Below are 20816 nucleotides of genomic sequence, written 5' to 3' on the forward strand. Positions count from 1 at the left end.
CTATTGATTCATCTCACGCAAACTTTGCAGTGGTGGGATATCGCATAGATAACTTAAACGATAACGCCCAATCAAGGCACACACTACAGTCATTAAAATCGGTAAAATCAGCCAAATTTCCCAATGCGCCTGAATCATCAAATTCATTTTATAACTGGCAATCGCACTAATTACTTCTGCAAACAGGCATGAAACTATCCCTGCCATAAATCCAATAAAGCCAATCTCCACAGTCATCATCTGTTTTAATTTTTGTTTAGAACTGCCAAATGAACGCAACAAAGCCACTTCACGTTTGCGTTCATCCATCAACAGGTTTAAACAGGCAATTAAGACCAAAACGCCAGAGACACTGACCAATAACGCGAGTATGGTAATAATCTGTACCAGTACATTTACCAGGCGTTTCACTTCATCCAGAATTAAGCTGACATCAATAAAAACCGTATTGGAAAATTGTTGAATTACTGAAACCAGTTGCTTTTTATCCTGTTCAGGCACATAAAAACTGCCTAAATAACTGCCCGCATTTTCATCCATAGTCTTAGGTGCAAAAATAAAGAAAAAATTCGGACTGAAGCTTTCCCATTCCACACTACGCAAGTTAATGACTTTGGCTTGAATCAAACCTTCAGGCAGACTAAAAGTCAGTCGATCGCCTATTTTGATTCCCAGCTCTTGTGCAGTTTTCACTTCAACCGAGACATCACCGACCTGTTTCAATGCTGCTGAGCCCTGCAGGATTTTATTGTCTGCAGGATATTCTGATGTCTGGGTTAAATTGAGTTCACGGCGTAACGAGTTATTGTTGTCCAGCAATTCATTGGAAAAAGGTTGATCGTTCTTTGCCACCAATCGCCCACGAATATTGGGATATAAAGGTGTGCTTGGCCACCCATGTTGCTCAATCTGGGCTTTGAATAAAGGCATGTCAAACGGCGGCAAACCATAAACAAATTGATTCGGCGTACCTTGCGGTAATTGTTGCTGCCAGCGCTCGAGTAAGTCCGTTCGCAATACCGCCAAAACCGTAATTAAACTAAGACCGAGGGCCAAAGCAGTAATTTGAAAGGCAGTTTGATAAGGCGCGCGGACATAGGCTGAAATGGACCATTTTAGGCTTTTAATTAATTTTAAGCAGCCCCAAATGATCATATACAGCAGCATACACAAGATGATCATTGCACCTATGACCCAAGCAGTCAGCACAATATTTTCAGTCAGTACCACACTAAACAGCACCAGACTGGCTGTGCCCATCAGCAACATCCAGAGCATTGACTGGACTGATTTTTCTTGCTGGCGAATCACCCGAATCGGCGGTGTATTGAGCAGCTGCCATAAACTTGGCAGGATAAATCCGAGTAACACCACTGCACTGGTCAGCATTGCAATCGGTAAGGGGCCAAGCAGCATATCCAAGGCAGAAAACTGAATTTGCAGATGGGGAATCAGCTTCAGCATCAATTGCAATAAACCATAGCCAAGCCCTACCCCTGCCAGACTACCAATCGCCATTGCCACAATTAACACCACACCCAATAAAGTCAGATATGCGCTAAGAATTTGACTCTTGGTTGCACCGATACAGCGCATTAGCGCAATATTGTCCTGATTTTGCTGCACATAACGCTGACTGGTTAAGGCAATCGCAATGCCGCACAGTAAAATGGTCAAAATATTGGCAAGCTGTAGAAAGGTATCTAAATTGGCAATCGGCTTCATTAAACGGGTATTGCCTTCACTGGCATTGCGTAATTTTAGACTATTCTGTTCATTGTCTATTTTGCTTTGAGCAGACGCATGCAGTTGGTTGAAATCCTGTTCAAAGCGTTTGGTCTGCTGGGCAGGCCCTGCCATTAATAACCGGTATTCCACCCGACTGCCGACTTGAATAGCATTGGTTTTCGCTACATCGGCCTGGGAAATAATCACCGTAGGCGAAAAGCCGGAAAAGCCCAGTTCCTGATTCGAATCATGTTCAATTTGAGCGGTGACTTTAAAGCTCCCATCCGCAATATTGACCCGATCCCCGACTTTGACATGCAACAAATCCATGGCACGATTACTGAGCCAAACCTCTCCTGGCTGAATTTTCTTTGCTTGGGGGATAACCCGAATTTCGCCGCGCAAAGGAAAGGCATCGTCAATGGCTTTGACATTAACCATGACAAATTGATCATGGGTATGTGCCATCGAACTAAAAGTGATGACTTCAGATTGTTGCAGAGATAACTGGTCGGCTTTGTGTTGCCACTTTTTTTCAAGCGGCTGATTGTCGCTCAGGACCAAATCCCCTGCCAGCATTTCAGCCGCCTGTAATGCCACGGCATTTTGGATTTGTTCATTACTAAACTTTAGTGCCGTAGTCGCACTAATCGCCAAAGTTAAAGCAATGATCAGTAAGTAGACACCGGTGCTTTTAAAACTCTGGGTCAGTAAAGGTCGAAAGAGTGGATTCATTTCAGCCCTCACCGTTACGATGTTCAATCAGGCGACCATCCAACAATTCGAAATGGCGCTGACATTGCTCGGCCAGTTTTGGATTATGAGTGACCAAAACCAGGGTCGTCCCAAATTCACGATTCAGTTGAAATAACAGTTGCTCAATTTCACTGGCGGTTTGTGTGTCTAGGTTGCCTGTAGGCTCATCGGCGAAAATGATTTTCGGGTCGCTAATTAAAGCACGCGCAATGGCCACCCGTTGCTGCTCACCGCCCGAAAGCACTTTGGGCGTTTGTGTTGCCTGACGTTCCAAACCGACTTTTTTAAGTAAGGCCAAGGCTTTTTTTTCAGCAGCTGCAAAAATAAAATTATTCTGCAAGCGCAGCGGCAACATCACATTTTCCAGTGCGGTTAAATGCGGCAATAACTGGAAAGACTGAAATACAAAACCGATATATTTTAAGCGTACCAGCGCACGCTGTTCTTCATTTAATTCAGCGATGGACTCTCCACACACCGCCAATTGACCCGAACTGGCTTGATCCAAAGTTGCCAAAATTCCAAGCAAAGTCGATTTTCCTGAACCTGAACGTCCAGTGATAGCAACTTGTTCACCCGCCTGGATTTCAAAGTTTAAATTCTCAAAAATGCACAGCTCTTTTTGTACAAGTTTTATCTTTTGTGTCAGTTGCTGGGCAGAAATAATCACTTGTGGCATGATGGAAGAGTCGCTCCTAACTTGGTTCATAAAATCCCTATATGCAAAATCGCAATTTAAAAACTCGTGTATTTGCTTGTTTGGCGATGTTCAGCCTGTGTCTTGCTCCAGTCGTGGTGTCTGCTAAAACCATTATGATTCTGGGTGATAGTATTAGCGCGGGTTATGGAATTCAGGCACAGCAAGGTTGGGTGCATTTATTACAAAAACGCCTAGAGCAACAGTATCCGAAACAACATAAAGTGGTCAATGCCAGTGTCAGTGGTGAAACCACCAGTGGTGCTTTGGCGCGGTTGCCTAAATTATTGCAAATTCATAAACCGCATGTTGTGGTGATTGAGTTAGGCGGAAATGATGGTTTACGTGGTCAATCCCCGCTATTGATCCAAAAAAACTTAGCTCATCTAATTCAGCAAAGTCAGAAAGATAAAGCCACAGTGATTGTTTTGGGAATGAAAATTCCACCGAATTACGGTACAGCCTATAGCAAGGCCTTTGAAAAAAATTACCAGATTGTCAGTCAACAGTACAAAGTCAAATTGATGCCTTTCTTTTTGGAAGGAATTGCCGGCAAGAAAAACTTGATGCAGCAGGATTTAGTTCACCCGAATGCCAAGGCACAAAGTATTTTACTGAACAATGCCTATCCCTATATAAAAGGCGCTTTATAAAGCGCCTTTTGTTCAGTTTGAAGCTTTATTTAATTTTAAAAATCAAAGAACAAAACTTCACCTGTTTCTAGAGAGTATTCTGCACCGACAACTTTCAACTGACCTTTAGCAATCAGGCATTCTAAAACTGCAGAACCATGACGCAGCTGATTTACAGAAGCAAAGACATTAGAACGAACTGCATGTTTAGACAGTTTAGATAAATCGTTTTTTAGTTCAGTTTGCATCAATGTTTCAACCGATGGACGAACACGATTGACAATAGACATCAGGTTTAATGAAGGCGGATGATCTGGATTCATTAAGGTATCAATAGTGGCTTGAATAGCTCCACAATGACTATGTCCAAGTACAACCACAACAGCGCAATCATAACGTTCTGCAGCAAACTCCACACTGCCTACCTGTGAAGGTGCGACCACATTCCCCGCAACCCGGATTACAAATAAATCACCTAGCCCCTGATCGAATACCATTTCCGCAGGAACACGAGAATCTGAACAACCCAAGACGATGGCAAAGGGATTTTGATTTCCTGCCATTTCCGCCCTTTGCTGATGTGAAAGTTGTTTGGGATGTGTCGTTTCCCCGGATACAAAACGCTGGTTCCCTTTTTTTAAACGATCTAAAGCTTCTTCTGCTGTTAGCATGCTGGTCTTCCAATGTTTGAAGTTGTAATATTTTAATGCGATGAAATTGGAATGTCACTTGCAAAAAACATAGCTGTTTATTTTATAACTAAGTCACAAAATATTTTATTTCGCGGATAAATTTGACCGAGTGCACGTTTTTAGCACTTCTCGCCACAGACTTCAATAAACAATTCCGTGACATTTCCATAATAATATTTACAATAAACTACAGACATTTTAAAAAAAATTAAATGCAGTCTAATTCAGATGATTTTTATAGTGTTGCTTATAAAAAATTATCGTCATGAATACATTAGGATGATGATCAATGACATCGCTTCACTCGATTTTATCCCGCTGTTTGCAGATGGCATGCCTAGCTATTTCAATCAGTGTGCCGATCTTTTCTCATGCAACTATAAATAAAAAAATCTATGTTGCCCAACCTTCATTCGAAAATTATTTAGCCAAAGAACGTAGTGCAGCCGGACTACGCAGTAAAACCATTAAAATTGATGATATCACCTGGAGCTACAGTGAAAGTGGCGCGAGCAATAAACCTGCCGTCTTACTCCTTCATGGCTTGGCTGGAAATCGTGATAACTGGAATGGGGTGGCACATTTTTTAACACCTTATTATCACGTGATTATTCCCGACCTTCCCGGCAATGGCGAAACCAAAGTTGCGGATGATTTTGATCTGTCGGTTCCCAATGTCACACAGCGCCTGCGCCGTTTTGCTGAAGCCATTGACGTGGAAGACAAACTGAATGTTGCCGGACACTCGCTAGGCGGCTCCATTGCCACTGTTTATGCATCACAATATCCATTTGATACGCAAAGTCTGTTTCTACTCAATAGCGTAGGGGTTTACAAACAGGCCAATACTGCCTATACCCAAAACCCTTATTTTTTAAAGCATCTGATTGTGTCTAAACCGGGCGATCTGGACGATGTCATGGCTCAAGTGATGCAAAACCCACCGGACTTACCTATTTATTTTAAAAAAGCACAAGAAAAACTGCTGATTTCTCAGTCCGTACAAACTCGCAAAATGATTGACCAGTTGATTACGCTGAGCCGTATTTATACCCCTGAATCTTTTGCCCGAATGACACAAACTATTGAAGCACCCACACTCATCCTGTGGGGCAAGCAAGATAAAATTATTAATGTCGAAGCCGCAAATGAATTACAATCTTTATTAAAGCGTGCCGAAACCCCGGTTATTTTAAATAATGTCGGGCACATGCCTATTTTAGAAGCAGAACAACAAGTGGCAAACTACTATTTACCTTTTCTCGCAAAAACCCAAAAGTTAAAAAACCCACTTACTGATAAACTCATCCCATTAAATTAGCTTGCAGAGACAGTATGCCGAAACACCCGATGATTGAGCAATTGATTGAAGCTCATCTTGACTTTTTAGAGCAAGAGTTTTCACATACTGCCACTATTCAAAGCGAATTTTTAAATTTCTATCAGTGGTTTAGAAAACAAACCTTGCAGGATATCTGGTCATTTGAGCAAATCAATGCACTCTTGCAGCAGCAGGTTTTAGCTACCCCTGCAAGTAGTTTTTTAATTGAGCAAATTACCGAACATCTTCGCTTTGCCTTAATTCATCCTGCCAATGAAAGCACTCAAATTGTGGATGTGATTCCGGTATTGACTGTCGATAAAATTGCCCAATATGTCGCGAGTAAAAGTGCACATCGTCAGCGCCTGATCAAAACAGTAGTCAACAGCCCTGCTTTTTCAGCCATGATCACGCAATTAATTCAACATTCCATTCAGGATTATTTGGATAATTCGGTCATGGCAAGACGTGTTCCCGGTGTATCGCGTTTTATGAAAATGGGCAAATCGGTTTTAGAAACCGTAACGGACTCAAATCTGGATGAGACCATTGGTCATTATCTGCAAAAGAATATTTTAAAGCTCAGCCAAATGAGTGAGCATGTTTTAAATCAGCATTTTGATGATGAAAAGCTGTACCACTTTCAGGCCAATCTGTGGCATAAAATTAAAGACATGCCTTTAACGGTTTTGAAGAATTATATTGAAGTTCAAGACCTGCCGAATACGGTGGGCTTAGGACATGAAATTTGGGATCAGCTGCGCCAGACAGAATACCTAAAACAACAAGTTCATGATGGAGTTTATGCGTGGTATAGCCGAAATCAGCAGCGTAGTTTTGACCTGTTACTACGTGACTTGAATATTGATGAAGCATTAATTCAACATGAACTACAGCAATTATTAGCACCAGTGATTCAAAAGCTAGTTTCATCAGAATACTTAAGAGAACGTGCAAGAGCATATTTAGAAAAGTTCTATTATGCAGAAACCGCACAGAAGATTTTAAATATTCAGTCATAAAAAAAGCCGCTTAAAGCGGCTTTTTCTTTATTCAACTTATCAAAAATTGGCCACAAAACTGATGCCATAACGACGGCCATCTAAAACCTGATCGCCATCGGCATCTTCTGCTTTTTCATCCAGAATATTATAAACGCCAAATTTACCTTTTAAGCTGGGGGTAAACTGGTAGTTAAAGCCTACATCCAAGAATTGATATGCTGGTGTCGGATCGGACATGGTTGCACGACCTAAGTAAGAAGATGTTTCACTACGATAATGTAAGCGTGTCCAGACATCTAAAGCATCATTGATGTTGTAATCTACGGTGGCATTCAACATATGCTTCGGTATTTGGTTTAATGGCTGACCTTTTAACTCCCCTGATTTTTGCTCAGTTTCGGTATAGGTATAGTTGGTATTTAGATTTACCCCTTCAGCAAGTTCGGTGTCAAATGAAGCCTCTACACCTTGCATGGTTGCTTCATCTACATTAATGCGTGAACTGATAAAGTTCCACAAGCGGAGATTTCCCGTCGCTGCATCAATGCGATCAAAGGGGTCTGGACAGGTCCATGTTGCCGAATTACTGTTGCTTCCATTTGGAGATGAGCAATTGCGTATTTCTGTAATTTTATCTTTATATTCAGTATAGAATGCGGTTAATGAAGCTTTAGACTTGTCGCCCTGCCATGCAGTGCCAAGTTCATAGCTCAACGATTTTTCCGGTTTTAAATTATCATTGCCCATAATAAAGGCACTGCCTTTACCGGTCACCGAATGTACATCACCTGACGACTGTCTTAAGTCGGGTTGTTTATAACCGGTAGATACTCCACCCTTAAATGTCCATGCATCTGTCGGGTTATATACCCCATACAAACGGGGCGAGAAGTTGCCATCGTAATTTTCATCGTGATCGTAACGCAAACCCGTGGTTAAGTTAAAAGTATCGGTAATAGACCAAGTATCCTCTGCAAAAACTGCAAATGCCCAACGCTCTAATTCAGTCACAGGCATTTCTAAATTTTGATTGGTTGCTTTATCAACCAATGACTCGTTTTTAAAATATAGACCCGAAATTAAATTGTGATTACTCAACTGCCAATTCCACTGTGTATTGGCAAGCCATGTTTCAAGTTCAATTCCGCTTAAACCTGAAGTAGTATTTTCACGATCCGGATTTTTTGATTTTTCATATTGAATATAAGAACTGCTGTTCAACACATCGCTATATCGACCATTATGCGTTAAACCAAAGACTTCCCGATAATTTCGACCGTATGAATCTGCTCCCGTGCTGAGAATGGTTTGCCCCGCAGTAGATTCAGATTCCTGTTTGGTGAAATTTGCATCAAATTCCAGGTCATGATGATCATTGATTAAATAAGTCAGTCGAGAACTTAGACTTTCCACTTCCGTACCACGAAAGCCGCCTACATAGCTGTCTTCTTCACGTTTTTGCTTATTTAACCCAAGCTGCATGCCCAGTTTATTTTCAATTAAAGGCCCGGTTAGATAGACCGATGCATTTTTGATATCTCCAGAATGATTTGAATCCTGTAAAACTGTTCCCAGTTCCGCTGTTCCCGACCATTCATCACTGATTTTTTTGGTAATAATATTGATGACACCTCCCATCGCATCACTGCCATATAAAGTAGATGCAGGTCCCCGAATCACTTCAATACGTTCAATCGATGCAATCGGAGGCAAGATATTTTTTTCAAAGCCCCTGTCATCGCCATTTGGATTGACGTCTTTAGAATATTGACGTTTACCATTGACCAAAAATAATGTGTAACTTGAACTCATCCCCCGAATACTGACCGTTTGTGCAGAACCGGCTCCCGAAATCACCACCCCCGGCGTATTTCTGAGTACGTCAGTAATATCATTATATTGTCTTGCTTCTAATTCTTCCTTTGTAATCACTGTCATTGATGCAGGAGCTTTGCTTACATCCTGTTCATAACCTGCTGCTGTAACAACGATTGTTTCTAACTTGACCGGAGTAGAGACAGAAGATGTATTTTGATCAGCTGCAAATGTAACTGAAGCGAGAACAGATAAAATTGAAAGTGAGAGTACAGATCGAACAATACGCTTGGTCATTCAAGTTTCCCCAAGTGGCAAAATAATGGATAAGTAATGTAATTTTCGTTGCACAGTGTAACAAAAAAATATCTAAATGCAATTAATTATAAGAATCATTCTCATTTATTTCTAATTTCAGGCAAAAAAATAGCCTCTAATATTGAGGCTACTTTATTTAATTATCTGGACTTATTTAAAATAAGCACCTTCGGTATTGCTGTGGTCAGTTTGGTCAACGACACGTGACAACTCTGGAATATGTTGTTTTAAAGTAGTTTCAACACCTTGTTTCAAGGTCAAGTCAATTGATGAACAACCTTGGCAACCGCCACCAAATTTCAATACAGCAGTCAGGCCATGTTCTTCATCTTCAATAATTTCAACCAAGGCGCAGTTACCGCCATGTCCTGCAAGACCCGGGTTAATTTCAGATTGCAATACATACGTAATACGCTCTTCAATTGAAGCATCCGCGCCTACGCGTGGCACTTTTGAGTTCGGTGCACGGAAAGTCAATTGACCACCAAAACGGTCTTTATTGTAATCAATCACCGCATCCAACAAATATGGAATTGAAGGCGCATCAATATATGCAGCAAAGGTTGGATAATCTTGTTTATAGTCTGTAGGAATCACTTCTTCAGGTGCACTATATGCCATACAACATTCAGCACGAGGCGTACCTGCATTTTCCACAAAAATACGTACAGCAATGCCCGGAGTATTTTGTTTATCAAGCAAATCAAACAAATACTCTTGTGCCGTTGGCGTAATCAATAAATTTGGAATTTCTTCTGCAACTGCAGCGCTGATGTTATCAGTCGACATAATCATATTTCCTCAAGCTGAAGTGATCATTTTAACTGAAGATGCGGGGTAATAAAAAAAAATCAACTAAAATTGTCGGAATTATTATAAAAGTTCATCTTAACACTTCATTTAATGGCATTATTGGTTATAAATATTTAAAAGTTGAACTTTCACTTTATGCTAGATCTACCTTTTAACCATACTGTTTGCCTGATCCTGATTACAGTGGCAGTCTCACTGATTGCATTTTCAAATCAGAAGGTCATGAACCGTCTTATTTTTTGGCCCCCTGCAATGCAGCGTGGACAATATGACCGCTTTATTACCCATGGTTTCGTCCATGCCGATGGCGGACATCTGATCTTCAACATGATTACGCTATTCTTCTTTGGGAGTGTGATTGAAAGTTTTTACCGACAGTATTTTTTTGATCTGGGCTTTGTATTGTTCTACTTAGGCGGCCTGATTGTTGCCATTATTCCCAGTTATCTCAAACATAAAAATGACCATCAATGGGCAAGTTTAGGCGCTTCCGGTGCAGTTTCGGCAGTTTTGTTTGCTTATATTCTATTTGAACCATGGAAACTGATTTTTGTTTTCTTTATTCCTGTACCTGCAATTATTTTTGCCATTTTATACGTGGCTTACAGTATCTGGTCAGGCAAGCGTGGCAATTCCCACATCAACCATAGTGCGCACCTTTGGGGAGCTGCATACGGCGTAATCATGACCATCATTCTTGAACCACGTGTTATGCCACACTTTTTAAATAAGTTGATGCAATTACCTTTCTAAAGCTTATTGTTGAATGAGTAATATGCCAAGATGCTGAATTTTCAGCATCTTTTTTATGATAAAAATAAAATAATTCCTATTTGTTAATGATTATCATTTTAATTAATTAAATTCTTTGCTACCCTGTTGTCTAAATTTAAGCGAAGATTACTTGCGAATGAAAACCAAAGTATTATTTTTAAGCGCCATTTTGGCTTTAGTGGGATTGAATAGTTTGGCCCATAGCGCAGGTTTTAATCTAGTAACAGAAAAGCAAAATATTGCACTCAAACAAACACCGAAAAAAATTGCCGTCTATGAACTCTCCATTTTAGATACCTTAAATGGCTTAAACATTCAGGCTCAAATTGTGCCTAAAACCACATTTACAGGTCGCTTAGCCCAATATAACCAAGATCAGTTTGTTAAAGCAGGTACACTTTTTGAACCTGATTTGGCTCAATTAAAACAGTTGCAACCCGATTTAATTTTCGTGGGTGGTCGTTCAGCGAAAACACTGGAAAGCTTGCAACCGATTGCCGCAACGGTTGACCTTTCTCCCAAGACTGACCAGTACATGATTGATTTGAAAAATCGCACCTTGAATCTTGCAAAAGCCTTTAAGCGTGAAGATCTTGCGCATAAGAAATTAAAAGATTTGGATCAGTTACAGCTAAAAGTGAAGCACCAGACTGCAAATAAATCAGCAGTTATGCTCTTTGCGGCCGGAGATCATTATATGCCGCATGCAGCAAATGACCGTTTTGGTTTTATCTATGAGTTAACGGGTTTTAAATCTGTGCTTCCACTGACTGAAAAAACTGATGCTGCTCGTCCTGAAGCGGGATCAATTGAGGCTTTAGCGATACAAAAGAAAAATGCTGAACAGCTAAATGCGGCTATTCAACACAATCCAGATTATTTGATTGTGCTGGATCGTGGAGCGGTGAATACCCAGAAATATGCCAGCAAGGAAGGTATTAAAACCCATTCTGTTTTGGGTCAGTCTCAAGCGGTAAAACATAATCGCGTTATTTTTGTGAATGCCGATGCCTGGTATATCACTGGCGCAGGTCTGGACAATACTGCATTCATGCTGAAAGAAATCGCTGAAGGCATTTCTAAATAATACTGAGATGATAAAATTTATACATTAAGAAGCTTTGGCTCCTTTGTATTGGGTCTTTTGAAAAAGATTCACACAATTTTGTCATTAAATGCTACCCATCAAATCAATTTGGCATAGATAATGTAGACATCCGTATATTAATGATCAAAAAAACGAGATTTTTTGCATGTCCACTTCATTAGATGGTCTTCAATTTCCGATTAATCCAGCCAGCAATAAACCCAGCACCTCCCAGACAGGTAAGGAAATTATTGCTGAAGCTTTATCTATTGTTGACAACAAGTCATCAATGAATGCACTTGCGGAAAAAAACTGGCGTAAGCGTTATCCTGTCTATTTTAAAGCCTTGGTTGAACAAAGTATTCGTAACATCAATAATCCGATTACCATTGCAAAACAAGGCTTACACAAGGCCCATCACAGTTTTGACTTCTATAGAAATGGTCAGCGCTATTTGCTTAAAGACATCATGAAGGATATCGATACAGCCAATTTGCATACAGTTCAGCTAAAAGGCGAAAGTGAAACTGCCCCTGAATGGTATGTGCCTTATAAAGGTCAAAACCTGCAAGGTCAGGCTTTACTCGATCAAATTCAAATCTGGCAAGATGCAGGCATTATCGAACCTAGCCATGCAGATGCTTTGCGTGCTGCACATGCACATCCTGAATGGTTTGATCTTTCTGATCGCACTATGGTCTTATTTGGTGCAGGTTCTGAAGCTGGTCCACTGACTTGGTTGTCTAAATGGAAAGCCAATATTGTGGCGGTCGACTTACCCAACAGCCGTGTTTGGGACAGAATTTTAAAAACCATTCAACAAGGCAATGCAACTCTATATGCACCCTGTGCGGAAAAATTGGCAGAAGATACGCCAACTGCAATACTGAAAGAAAAACTGGGGGCGGATTTACTCACCCAAACACCTGAAATTGCCCATTGGCTGATCCAAAGCGAACATCAGCTAGACCTTGCAGCGATTGCCTATTTGGATGGCGAAAAGCATGTGCGCGTATCTATGGCCATGGACAGCATCATGCAGTTTGTCAGCGAGCAAAAGGCGGACACCAGCTTAATGTTCATGTGCACCCCAACCGATGTCTATGCCATTCCTAAAGAAGTTGTAGAAGCTTCAAATCTTAAGTCACTCCAGCGTTCAAAATCACAACGTATTCTCAGTGAAAGCATTTCGATGCTTTCTGCAAAGCACTTTTTCAAAAAAAATCTGGATGCATTAATTCGCTGTGAAAATGGCCATGACTATGGGGTTGCAGATTGTCTGGTGGTGGAGCAAGGTCCAAACTATGCTTTGGCAAAACGCATTCAGCAATGGCGTGCGATTTTGGCGCATCATGATGGACAACGTGTCAGCATCAATATCGCCCCTTCTACCACTACGCATTCGGTGACTAAAAATCCGTTATTGAAAGCCGCATTTAATGGGGCAAGTTTATTTGATGTGGAATCATTTCATCCGGAAACCACCAACGCGCTGATGGCCGCATTATGGATTTATGACTTGCGTCATCCAGAATCGGTAGCAAATCCGGAAACCCCTTTAGATCATCCCTTAGAGTTGATGATGAAAGGTGCCAATCATGGCGGTTTATGGCGTGTGGCTTATTTGGCCCGTACCGCGCTGCCTTTTGCTGCACTGTATGGTTTTGCCAATGAAAAATTTCCGCTTAAGAAGATGTTAAAAGTGTTTAATAAATAAAATTATTGGTGATTACTTTAGAATAGTAACCTTTCTCTTTTCAGAAAAGGAAAACACTTTTCATTGGAAATTTTTATAAAGAATAAAAAAACGCTGCAATTGCAGCGTTTTTTTTATTTCAAATAGATATTTTAAACAAACTGTAAGAACAACCAGAACAAACCACCCGATAAACAGATTGTAGCGGGTAAAGTGAATATCCATGCAGAAAGAATAGTTTTCACTGTCGCAAAGTTTAGTCCGGATTTATTGGCCACCATGGTACCTGCCACGGCACTGTTTAACACGTGTGTAGTGGATACTGGCATACCAAAGCCATCTGCTGCTGCAATGGTTGTCATGGCAACGAGTTCAGCTGACATCCCCTGACCATAAGTCATGTGGGCTTTACCAATACGTTCACCCACAGTCACCACAATGCGTTTCCAGCCTACCATTGTTCCAAGTCCTAGTGCCAGTGCAACCGCCACTTTCACCCAAGTTGGAATGTATTGCAGGAATGAATCTAAATTGTCGCGGTATTCTTTCACTGTTTTGGTTTGATCGGCTGACATTGCAGGAAGCTGTTCAGCTTTATCTAAACGCTTGAATGCCGTCGTGCTTAAGTACATATCATTACGAATAATCGAAACTTCTTTTTCTGGAATATCTTTTAAATCATTATATTGCGCTACACGATTACCCAAATGATCAGTCAGACTTGCCAAAGCAGGCACAACTTCCGGTGACATTTCCTTAGTCTGAATATAGCTGGTCAGGACTTGACGCGCTTCGCCATCTGAAATGCCGGAATGATTTGCATAAATAGCAGTCGCTGCTTGGTTAGATAATTGATCAAATGACTGAATATGTTCATGATCTAAATTCTTATTTAAAGAATAAGCCAAAGGCACACAACCAATCAAGATTAGCATGATGAGGCCCATACCTTTTTGACCATCGTTTGACCCATGCGCAAAACTTACACCGGTACAGGTGAAAATCAGGATGGCACGGATCATCGGTGGAGGTGGCTTATTGCCTTCAGGGGGTTGAAATAATTCTATTTGTTTTTTAAAGATTTTTTTCACTAATAAAAATACTATTGCAGCAAAAACAAAACCAATTAAAGGAGAAAACAACAAGGCTTTACCGACCTTAATCACTTGGTCCATGTCTACGCCACTGGCACCATTACCCATGTGCAGCAGGTAATTCATAATGCCCACACCTAAAATCGAACCGATTAAAGTATGCGAACTTGACGCTGGAATCCCCAGGAACCAGGTACCCAAGTTCCAGAGAATCGCAGCAATCAGCATGGCAAAGACCATGGCGAAACCTGCGCCAGAGCTAACATTCATGATCAGCTCTACCGGCAGCAAAGCAATGATGCCGTAAGCCACTGCCCCACTTGCCACCATTACCCCGAGGAAATTACAAAAACCTGCCCACATCACCGCAACAGGTGCAGATAAGGCATTGGTATAAATGACGGTCGCTACCGCATTGGCAGTGTCATGAAAACCATTAACAAATTCAAAGCCTAAAGCGATGAACAATGCAGTCGCTAAAAGAATAACCGAATATAAACTGAGTGTTGGAACATGGGCCAAATCGGATGAAAGTTGAAAGCCGATGTACACCAAAGTTGAAATAATAACCGTGAGAAACACCGGCATAAAAAATTTCGGTGTAGGAACATGCACATTCGTCGATTTCGCTGATGCGGATGGCACCTGATCTTGGACGGGAGGAATATTAGAATTCATGCAGACGGTTCAAGGAGATAATAAAATCCCCTTATTGTTCAGTTTAATTGTGACAATTATATGACAAAAGGCTGCCTTATAAAGCCAAATTTTCATAATTGGCTTAATTTAACCCATCCAACTTTATCTTGATGAGCGGAACTGTTTTAAATCCATCACTTTGCATTATTTAAAGCTAAAAATAGTTTGTGCCTCAATATTTCAAAATAAATGAATCCCTATATACAAGATATTTCTAATAATCAGATTGCCCAGCTGGTCGTTATCTGTTGCTGATCATAGCCTGCTGATATTTCAATTCGATGAAAAATTCAGCAGCAATGGGCTTATTTTAAGCTGTGCCTCACTATGTCGGCTGAATATTCCTCAAAGGCAGAGTAATTCTGCTAAAATGATGCCCATTTTGTATTCCATCGGATTGGGGTTATTTATGTCCACGCTTGCCACCCTAAAAGAGCTTCTCGCCAAACGCATCCTGATTATTGACGGTGCTATGGGTACCATGATTCAACGCCATAAACTAGAAGAAGCGGATTATCGTGGTGAGCGTTTTGCTGACTGGGCCTCTGACCTCAAAGGCAACAATGACCTTTTAGTTCTGACTCAACCGCAGATTATTCAAGGCATTCACGAAGCTTATCTAGATGCCGGTGCAGACATTATTGAAACCAACAGCTTTAACGGCACCCGTGTTTCGATGTCTGACTATCATATGGAAGAACTCGTTCCGGAAATTAACCGTGAAGCAGCACGTATTGCCAAAGCGGCTTGTGAAAAATATTCAACACCAGACAAACCGCGTTTTGTTGCCGGTGTGCTTGGCCCTACATCGCGTACCTGTTCGATCTCGCCCAATGTAAATGATCCGGCATTTCGTAATATTAGCTTTGATGAACTCAAAGAAAACTATATTGAAGCTGCACATGCCTTAATTGAAGGCGGCGCCGATATTCTGCTCATTGAAACGGTATTCGATACGCTGAACTGTAAAGCGGCTATTTTTGCCGTCAAAGAAGTCTTTAACCAGCTCGGTTATGAATTGCCGTTGATGATTTCCGGCACCATTACCGATGCTTCAGGTCGTACCTTAACCGGTCAGACTGCAGAAGCGTTCTGGAACTCGGTACGTCATGGTGACTTGTTATCAATCGGCTTTAACTGTGCCTTGGGTGCAGATGCCATGCGTCCGCATGTTAAAACCGTTTCAGACGTTGCCAACACTTTTGTTTCAGCGCATCCAAACGCAGGCTTGCCGAATGCTTTCGGTGGCTATGATGAAACACCTGAAGAAACTGCCGCATTTCTTAAAGAGTTTGCAGAAAGTGGCCTGATTAATATTACCGGTGGTTGTTGCGGTACCACTCCGGATCATATCCGTGCCATCTATAATGCGGTAAAAGATATTGCACCGCGCCAGATTCCCGAGATTAAACCTGCTTGTCGCCTTTCTGGTTTAGAGCCGTTCAACATTGATGAAAATTCTTTGTTCGTCAATGTAGGTGAACGTACCAATGTGACCGGTTCTAAAAAATTCGCACGTTTAATTCGTGAAGAAAATTATACCGAAGCTTTGGAAGTTGCTTTAGATCAAGTCCAAGGCGGTGCACAGATTGTCGACATCAATATGGATGAAGGCATGCTGGATTCGCAAGCAGCAATGGTGAAATTCCTCAACCTGATTGCCTCTGAACCGGATATTTCCCGCGTACCGCTCATGATTGACTCCTCAAAATGGGAAATCATTGAAGCGGGCTTGAAATGTGTACAAGGTAAACCGGTTGTAAACTCGATTTCCTTAAAAGAAGGTTATGACGAGTTTGTACACAAAGCACGCCTGTGCCGTCAGTATGGTGCTGCAGTTATTGTCATGGCATTTGACGAAGATGGTCAGGCTGACACCGCTGCGCGTAAACGTGAAATCTGTAAACGTTCTTATGATGTATTGGTGAATGATGTCGGCTTCCCTGCCGAGGACATTATTTTTGACCCGAACGTATTTGCAATTGCCACCGGTATTGAAGAACACAACAACTACGCAGTCGATTTCATTGAAGCAACCGGTTGGATTAAACAAAACCTTCCACATGCGATGATTTCTGGCGGCGTATCCAACGTATCTTTCTCTTTCCGGGGTAACGAACCGGTTCGTGAAGCCATTCATGCAGTCTTCTTGTACCATGCCATTCAAAAAGGCATGACCATGGGGATTGTAAATGCAGGTCAATTGGCGATTTATGATGACATCCCGGCTGAATTAAAAGCTGCAGTTGAAGATGTTGTACTGAATCAAAACCAAGGTGAAAGCGGTCAGGATGCCACTGAAAGATTACTTGAAATTGCGGAACAATACCGTGGCAAAGGCGGTGCTCAGCGCGAAGCGGAAAATCTGGAATGGCGTGAACAGTCTGTTGAAAAACGTCTTGAATATGCACTGGTTAAAGGCATTACCGCTTATATTGATGTCGATACCGAAGAAGCCCGTTTAAAAGCGAAGCGTCCTTTAGATGTCATTGAAGGTCCATTGATGTCGGGCATGAACGTGGTCGGTGACTTATTCGGTGCAGGTAAAATGTTCCTGCCGCAGGTGGTAAAATCTGCCCGTGTAATGAAACAGGCTGTCGCTTGGTTGAATCCGTACATTGAAGCAGGAAAAACCGCAGGTCAGACCAAAGGGAAAATTCTGATGGCGACTGTTAAGGGTGACGTGCACGATATTGGTAAAAATATTGTCGGTGTGGTACTGGGCTGTAACGGTTACGACATTGTTGATCTGGGCGTAATGGTGTCTGCAGAAAAAATTCTGCAAACCGCGATTGATGAAAAAGTCGACATTATTGGTTTATCCGGTTTGATTACACCGAGCTTGGATGAAATGGTTTTTGTTGCCAAAGAAATGCAGCGTAAAGGCTTCCATGTACCCTTAATGATTGGTGGTGCGACGACGTCTAAAGCGCATACCGCAGTGAAGATTGATCCACAATATTCAAATGATGCGGTGATTTATGTAGCAGATGCTTCACGTGCAGTCGGGGTTGCAACCTCTTTACTTTCTCCTGAAATGAAACCTGAGTTCATTAAAGGCTACCGTGAAGAATATGCCAAAGTGCGTGAGCGTATTGCCAACAAGCAACCAAAAGCGGCAAAACTGTCTTATGCAGCTTCAATTGCCAATGGGGTAAAAATTGACTGGGCGAACTATGTTCCACCTAAGCCAAATATTCTGGGTCAGCAAGTTCTAAAAAATTACCCGCTTGAAACGTTAGTTCCATATTTTGACTGGACTCCATTCTTTATCTCGTGGAGTTTGGCAGGCAAATTCCCTGCAATTCTCAATGATGAAGTGGTGGGTGAAGCGGCAACAGATTTGTACGAACAAGCGCAAATCATGTTGAAAGATATTGTAGAGAACAAGCGTTTTGATGCACGCGCTGTGTTTAGTCTGGCTCCTGCAAAACGTACCGCTGCAGATACGGTTTCAATTTACGATGAAAATCAAACTGCAACACACAAGTTTGAGCATACCCGTCAGCAGTCTGACAAAGTTTCCGGTAAACCAAACTTCTCTTTAGCAGACTTTATTGCGCCTGAAGATACCAAGCTTGAAGACTACTTGGGTGGTTTTACCGTATCGATTTTTGGTGCTGAAGAAATGGCGCATGAATACAAAGCCAAAGGCGATGATTATTCTGCAATTTTGGCACAGTCTTTAGGTGACCGTTTTGCAGAAGCTTTTGCCGAGCATTTGCATGAACGTATTCGTAAAGAGTTTTGGGGTTATCAAGCGTCTGAACAATTGTCGAATGATGAACTGATTAAAGAGAAATATGTCGGGATTCGTCCTGCACCGGGTTATCCGGCCTGCCCTGAACATTCGGAAAAAGCGACCTTGTTTAGCTGGTTAGATTCAACCAATGCCATTGGTACAGAACTGACTTCTAGTTTTGCAATGTGGCCGCCTTCAAGTGTCAGCGGCTTCTATTACAGCAACCCGCAGTCTGAATACTTTAATGTCGGCAAGATTGCACAGGATCAGCTGGATAGTTATGCAGAACGTAAAGGTTGGTCAATGGATGAAGCGAAGCGTTGGTTAATGCCAAACCTAGATGATTCGATTGAGATTTAAGACTTGATGTAAAAAATCCCCTCTGAATGAGGGGATTTTTTTTGAATCTCCCTCTTGCGAAGCAATACTTCTCATCTTTGGAAAAGATGGGAAATGTCATTTGATCAAAAGAATTATGTGACAACTCCTCCCTGAACAAAATTTAAAGCACTTCTTTAAATGAAGTGCAAGAAAGAGAAGTTGGGAGGGATTAAAAAATAGTGTAAATTCAACTATACTAAGTCATTAAAATTAAAATATTTTTTTCAATTATGGATCAACTTAATACTAGAGAAATAGCCTCAATTGCATGGGTATTCGCATTTCTCATAGCTGTAGTATTTTACTCTTTAAAAAAGGCCCATCTCAGATCTTCTCTTATAGCTGTAATTAAAAGCTTTTTCCAAATAAAAATAATTACTTCTATTTTATTAATTACTATATATCTAATTTTGATCTTAACCCTTCTATATCAACTTCAGATTTGGGATTTTAGCCAAGTTAAAAATACATTTTTTTGGTATATAACATTTGCTATGGCTACTTTTTTTAACATAAATTATATCAAGGAAAACTCGAAGACTTTTTTTATTAAAACGCTAAAATCATCAATAAACTTAAACATTTTTCTTCAATTCATCATTAACTTTCATACATTCAATTTTTTCTTAGAACTTCTTATAATTATTCCATTCATTACCATTTTAACTATCTTCAGTGTCATTGCTAATCAAAGTGTAGAACACCAAAAAGTTAAGAAATTTTGTGACTCGTTATTAGCTTTTATTTTTCTTATATTTTTTATCCATTTTTTCATTCAAATTTTCCAAAACTACTCAACTTTTACAAATTATCAAGCATTACAAGATTTCTTAACACCTATCATTTTGACAATCCTTTATTTACCTTGCCTTTGGTATTTTCTCTTATATATAAAATATGAGGAAATTTTCGTACGGCTTCATTTTTTTATTGATGATAGAAAACTTATTAGGATTACAAAATTCTTAATTATTCTTAATTTTAGAACTCAAAAAGATTTGATTGATGAGTGGTTTCATCACATCAAGTTTCATAAACTTGAGAACTATAAACAACTTAGTGATTCATTTATTCTAGTAAAAAACAGAAAAATCAAAAGAAAAAAGTTAACTTATACACCACTAGAAAATGGTTGGAATATCTACAAAGCTGAAAACTACCTAAGTGAATTCAAACTCGAAGTTAAATATAGAGATATTGGCGATAATACTTGGTTTGGTTCAAAATTAGTCAAATTAGATAATAATATCAACCCATCCACATTGACATACTATCTTCTAGGCGATGAAGATATGGTATCACAATTAAAAATTAAATTATTTCTATATGACATCAATCTGATTGAAGAATATGTAAGTATCTATAGCAAAGCGATAAACCATTTACTAAAAAACTCACTTCAAAATAATTTAACCCAAGATCACATAGAGAATATTTATAACATGGAAAATTTTTCAGATATTATAAAAAGTAAGGTTATTGAATTTCATTATGAAAAATTTACTCACTCAATCACACCAACATGCGAATTATCATTTTGTATAAAAAATCCCTCCTAACCTCCCTT

Annotated in this window: 14 protein-coding genes; 8 read left to right on the forward strand and 6 right to left on the reverse strand. The window is 40.5% G+C overall.

Annotated elements, in window-relative coordinates; all coding sequences use genetic code 11:
- Positions 1 to 2463: an ABC transporter permease gene (locus tag E0H80_RS08805; protein WP_131364998.1), complete on the reverse strand. Its 2463-nt coding sequence runs from the start codon at positions 2461 to 2463 to the stop codon at positions 1 to 3.
- Between the two features lies 1 nt (position 2464).
- Complete coding sequence (locus E0H80_RS08810) at positions 2465 to 3193, reverse strand: ABC transporter ATP-binding protein (RefSeq protein ID WP_131365000.1); 729 nt, start codon at positions 3191 to 3193, stop codon at positions 2465 to 2467.
- A gap of 56 nt (positions 3194 to 3249) precedes the next feature.
- Here E0H80_RS08810 and E0H80_RS08815 point away from each other — a divergent pair, with 56 nt between their 5' ends.
- A complete protein-coding gene (locus E0H80_RS08815) occupies positions 3250 to 3834 on the forward strand; it encodes an arylesterase (RefSeq protein ID WP_416224584.1) in 585 nt (194 codons plus the stop codon).
- Between the two features lie 35 nt (positions 3835 to 3869).
- On the opposite strand, the gene E0H80_RS08820 is transcribed toward E0H80_RS08815, so the two are convergent.
- The gene (locus E0H80_RS08820; RefSeq protein WP_067868181.1) at positions 3870 to 4484 is read right to left on the reverse strand and encodes a carbonic anhydrase; all 615 of its coding nucleotides are present in this window, start codon (positions 4482 to 4484) and stop codon (positions 3870 to 3872) included.
- Positions 4485 to 4794: 310 nt separating this feature from the next.
- On the opposite strand from E0H80_RS08820, the gene E0H80_RS08825 reads away from it, so the two are divergent.
- Complete coding sequence (locus tag E0H80_RS08825) at positions 4795 to 5826, forward strand: alpha/beta fold hydrolase (RefSeq protein ID WP_131365004.1); 1032 nt, start codon at positions 4795 to 4797, stop codon at positions 5824 to 5826.
- Positions 5827 to 5840: 14 nt separating this feature from the next.
- Positions 5841 to 6848: a hypothetical protein gene (locus E0H80_RS08830; protein ID WP_131365006.1), complete on the forward strand. Its 1008-nt coding sequence runs from the start codon at positions 5841 to 5843 to the stop codon at positions 6846 to 6848.
- A 39-nt stretch (positions 6849 to 6887) separates the two neighbouring features.
- Here E0H80_RS08830 and E0H80_RS08835 read toward each other — a convergent pair whose 3' ends face one another.
- Both E0H80_RS08835 and nfuA read right to left on the reverse strand, forming a co-directional pair.
- Positions 6888 to 8942, reverse strand: a complete 2055-nt coding sequence (locus E0H80_RS08835) for a TonB-dependent receptor domain-containing protein (RefSeq protein WP_131365008.1) — start codon at positions 8940 to 8942, stop codon at positions 6888 to 6890.
- Positions 8943 to 9113: 171 nt separating this feature from the next.
- The gene (gene nfuA, locus E0H80_RS08840) at positions 9114 to 9752 is read right to left on the reverse strand and encodes a Fe-S biogenesis protein NfuA (RefSeq protein WP_131365010.1); all 639 of its coding nucleotides are present in this window, start codon (positions 9750 to 9752) and stop codon (positions 9114 to 9116) included.
- A gap of 159 nt (positions 9753 to 9911) precedes the next feature.
- Between nfuA and E0H80_RS08845 the strand changes: the two genes are divergently transcribed.
- The 3 genes from E0H80_RS08845 to E0H80_RS08855 all read left to right on the forward strand — a co-directional run bounded on the left by E0H80_RS08845 (position 9912) and on the right by E0H80_RS08855 (position 13354).
- On the forward strand, positions 9912 to 10529 hold the full coding sequence (locus E0H80_RS08845) for a rhomboid family intramembrane serine protease (RefSeq protein ID WP_131365012.1): 618 nt from the start codon (positions 9912 to 9914) through the stop codon (positions 10527 to 10529).
- Between the two features lie 157 nt (positions 10530 to 10686).
- Positions 10687 to 11637: an ABC transporter substrate-binding protein gene (locus E0H80_RS08850; protein ID WP_131365014.1), complete on the forward strand. Its 951-nt coding sequence runs from the start codon at positions 10687 to 10689 to the stop codon at positions 11635 to 11637.
- A 166-nt stretch (positions 11638 to 11803) separates the two neighbouring features.
- Positions 11804 to 13354 carry a hypothetical protein gene (locus E0H80_RS08855; protein WP_131365016.1) on the forward strand — a complete coding sequence of 517 codons (1551 nt, stop codon included), beginning with the start codon at positions 11804 to 11806 and terminating at the stop codon, positions 13352 to 13354.
- Positions 13355 to 13485: 131 nt separating this feature from the next.
- Here the strand turns inward: E0H80_RS08855 and E0H80_RS08860 are convergent, their stop codons facing one another.
- Positions 13486 to 15105: an inorganic phosphate transporter gene (locus tag E0H80_RS08860; protein WP_131365018.1), complete on the reverse strand. Its 1620-nt coding sequence runs from the start codon at positions 15103 to 15105 to the stop codon at positions 13486 to 13488.
- Positions 15106 to 15535: 430 nt separating this feature from the next.
- Between E0H80_RS08860 and metH the strand changes: the two genes are divergently transcribed.
- Together metH and E0H80_RS08870 are read left to right on the forward strand one after the other, a co-directional pair.
- Entirely contained in the window at positions 15536 to 19228 is a 3693-nt protein-coding gene (gene metH / locus E0H80_RS08865) for a methionine synthase (RefSeq protein ID WP_131365020.1), read from the forward strand.
- A gap of 251 nt (positions 19229 to 19479) precedes the next feature.
- The gene (locus tag E0H80_RS08870) at positions 19480 to 20808 is read left to right on the forward strand and encodes a hypothetical protein (RefSeq protein ID WP_131365022.1); all 1329 of its coding nucleotides are present in this window, start codon (positions 19480 to 19482) and stop codon (positions 20806 to 20808) included.
- Positions 20809 to 20816: the final 8 nt, after the last annotated feature.

The organism is Acinetobacter sp. ANC 4779, from assembly GCF_004331055.1.
Classification (GTDB): domain Bacteria; phylum Pseudomonadota; class Gammaproteobacteria; order Pseudomonadales; family Moraxellaceae; genus Acinetobacter.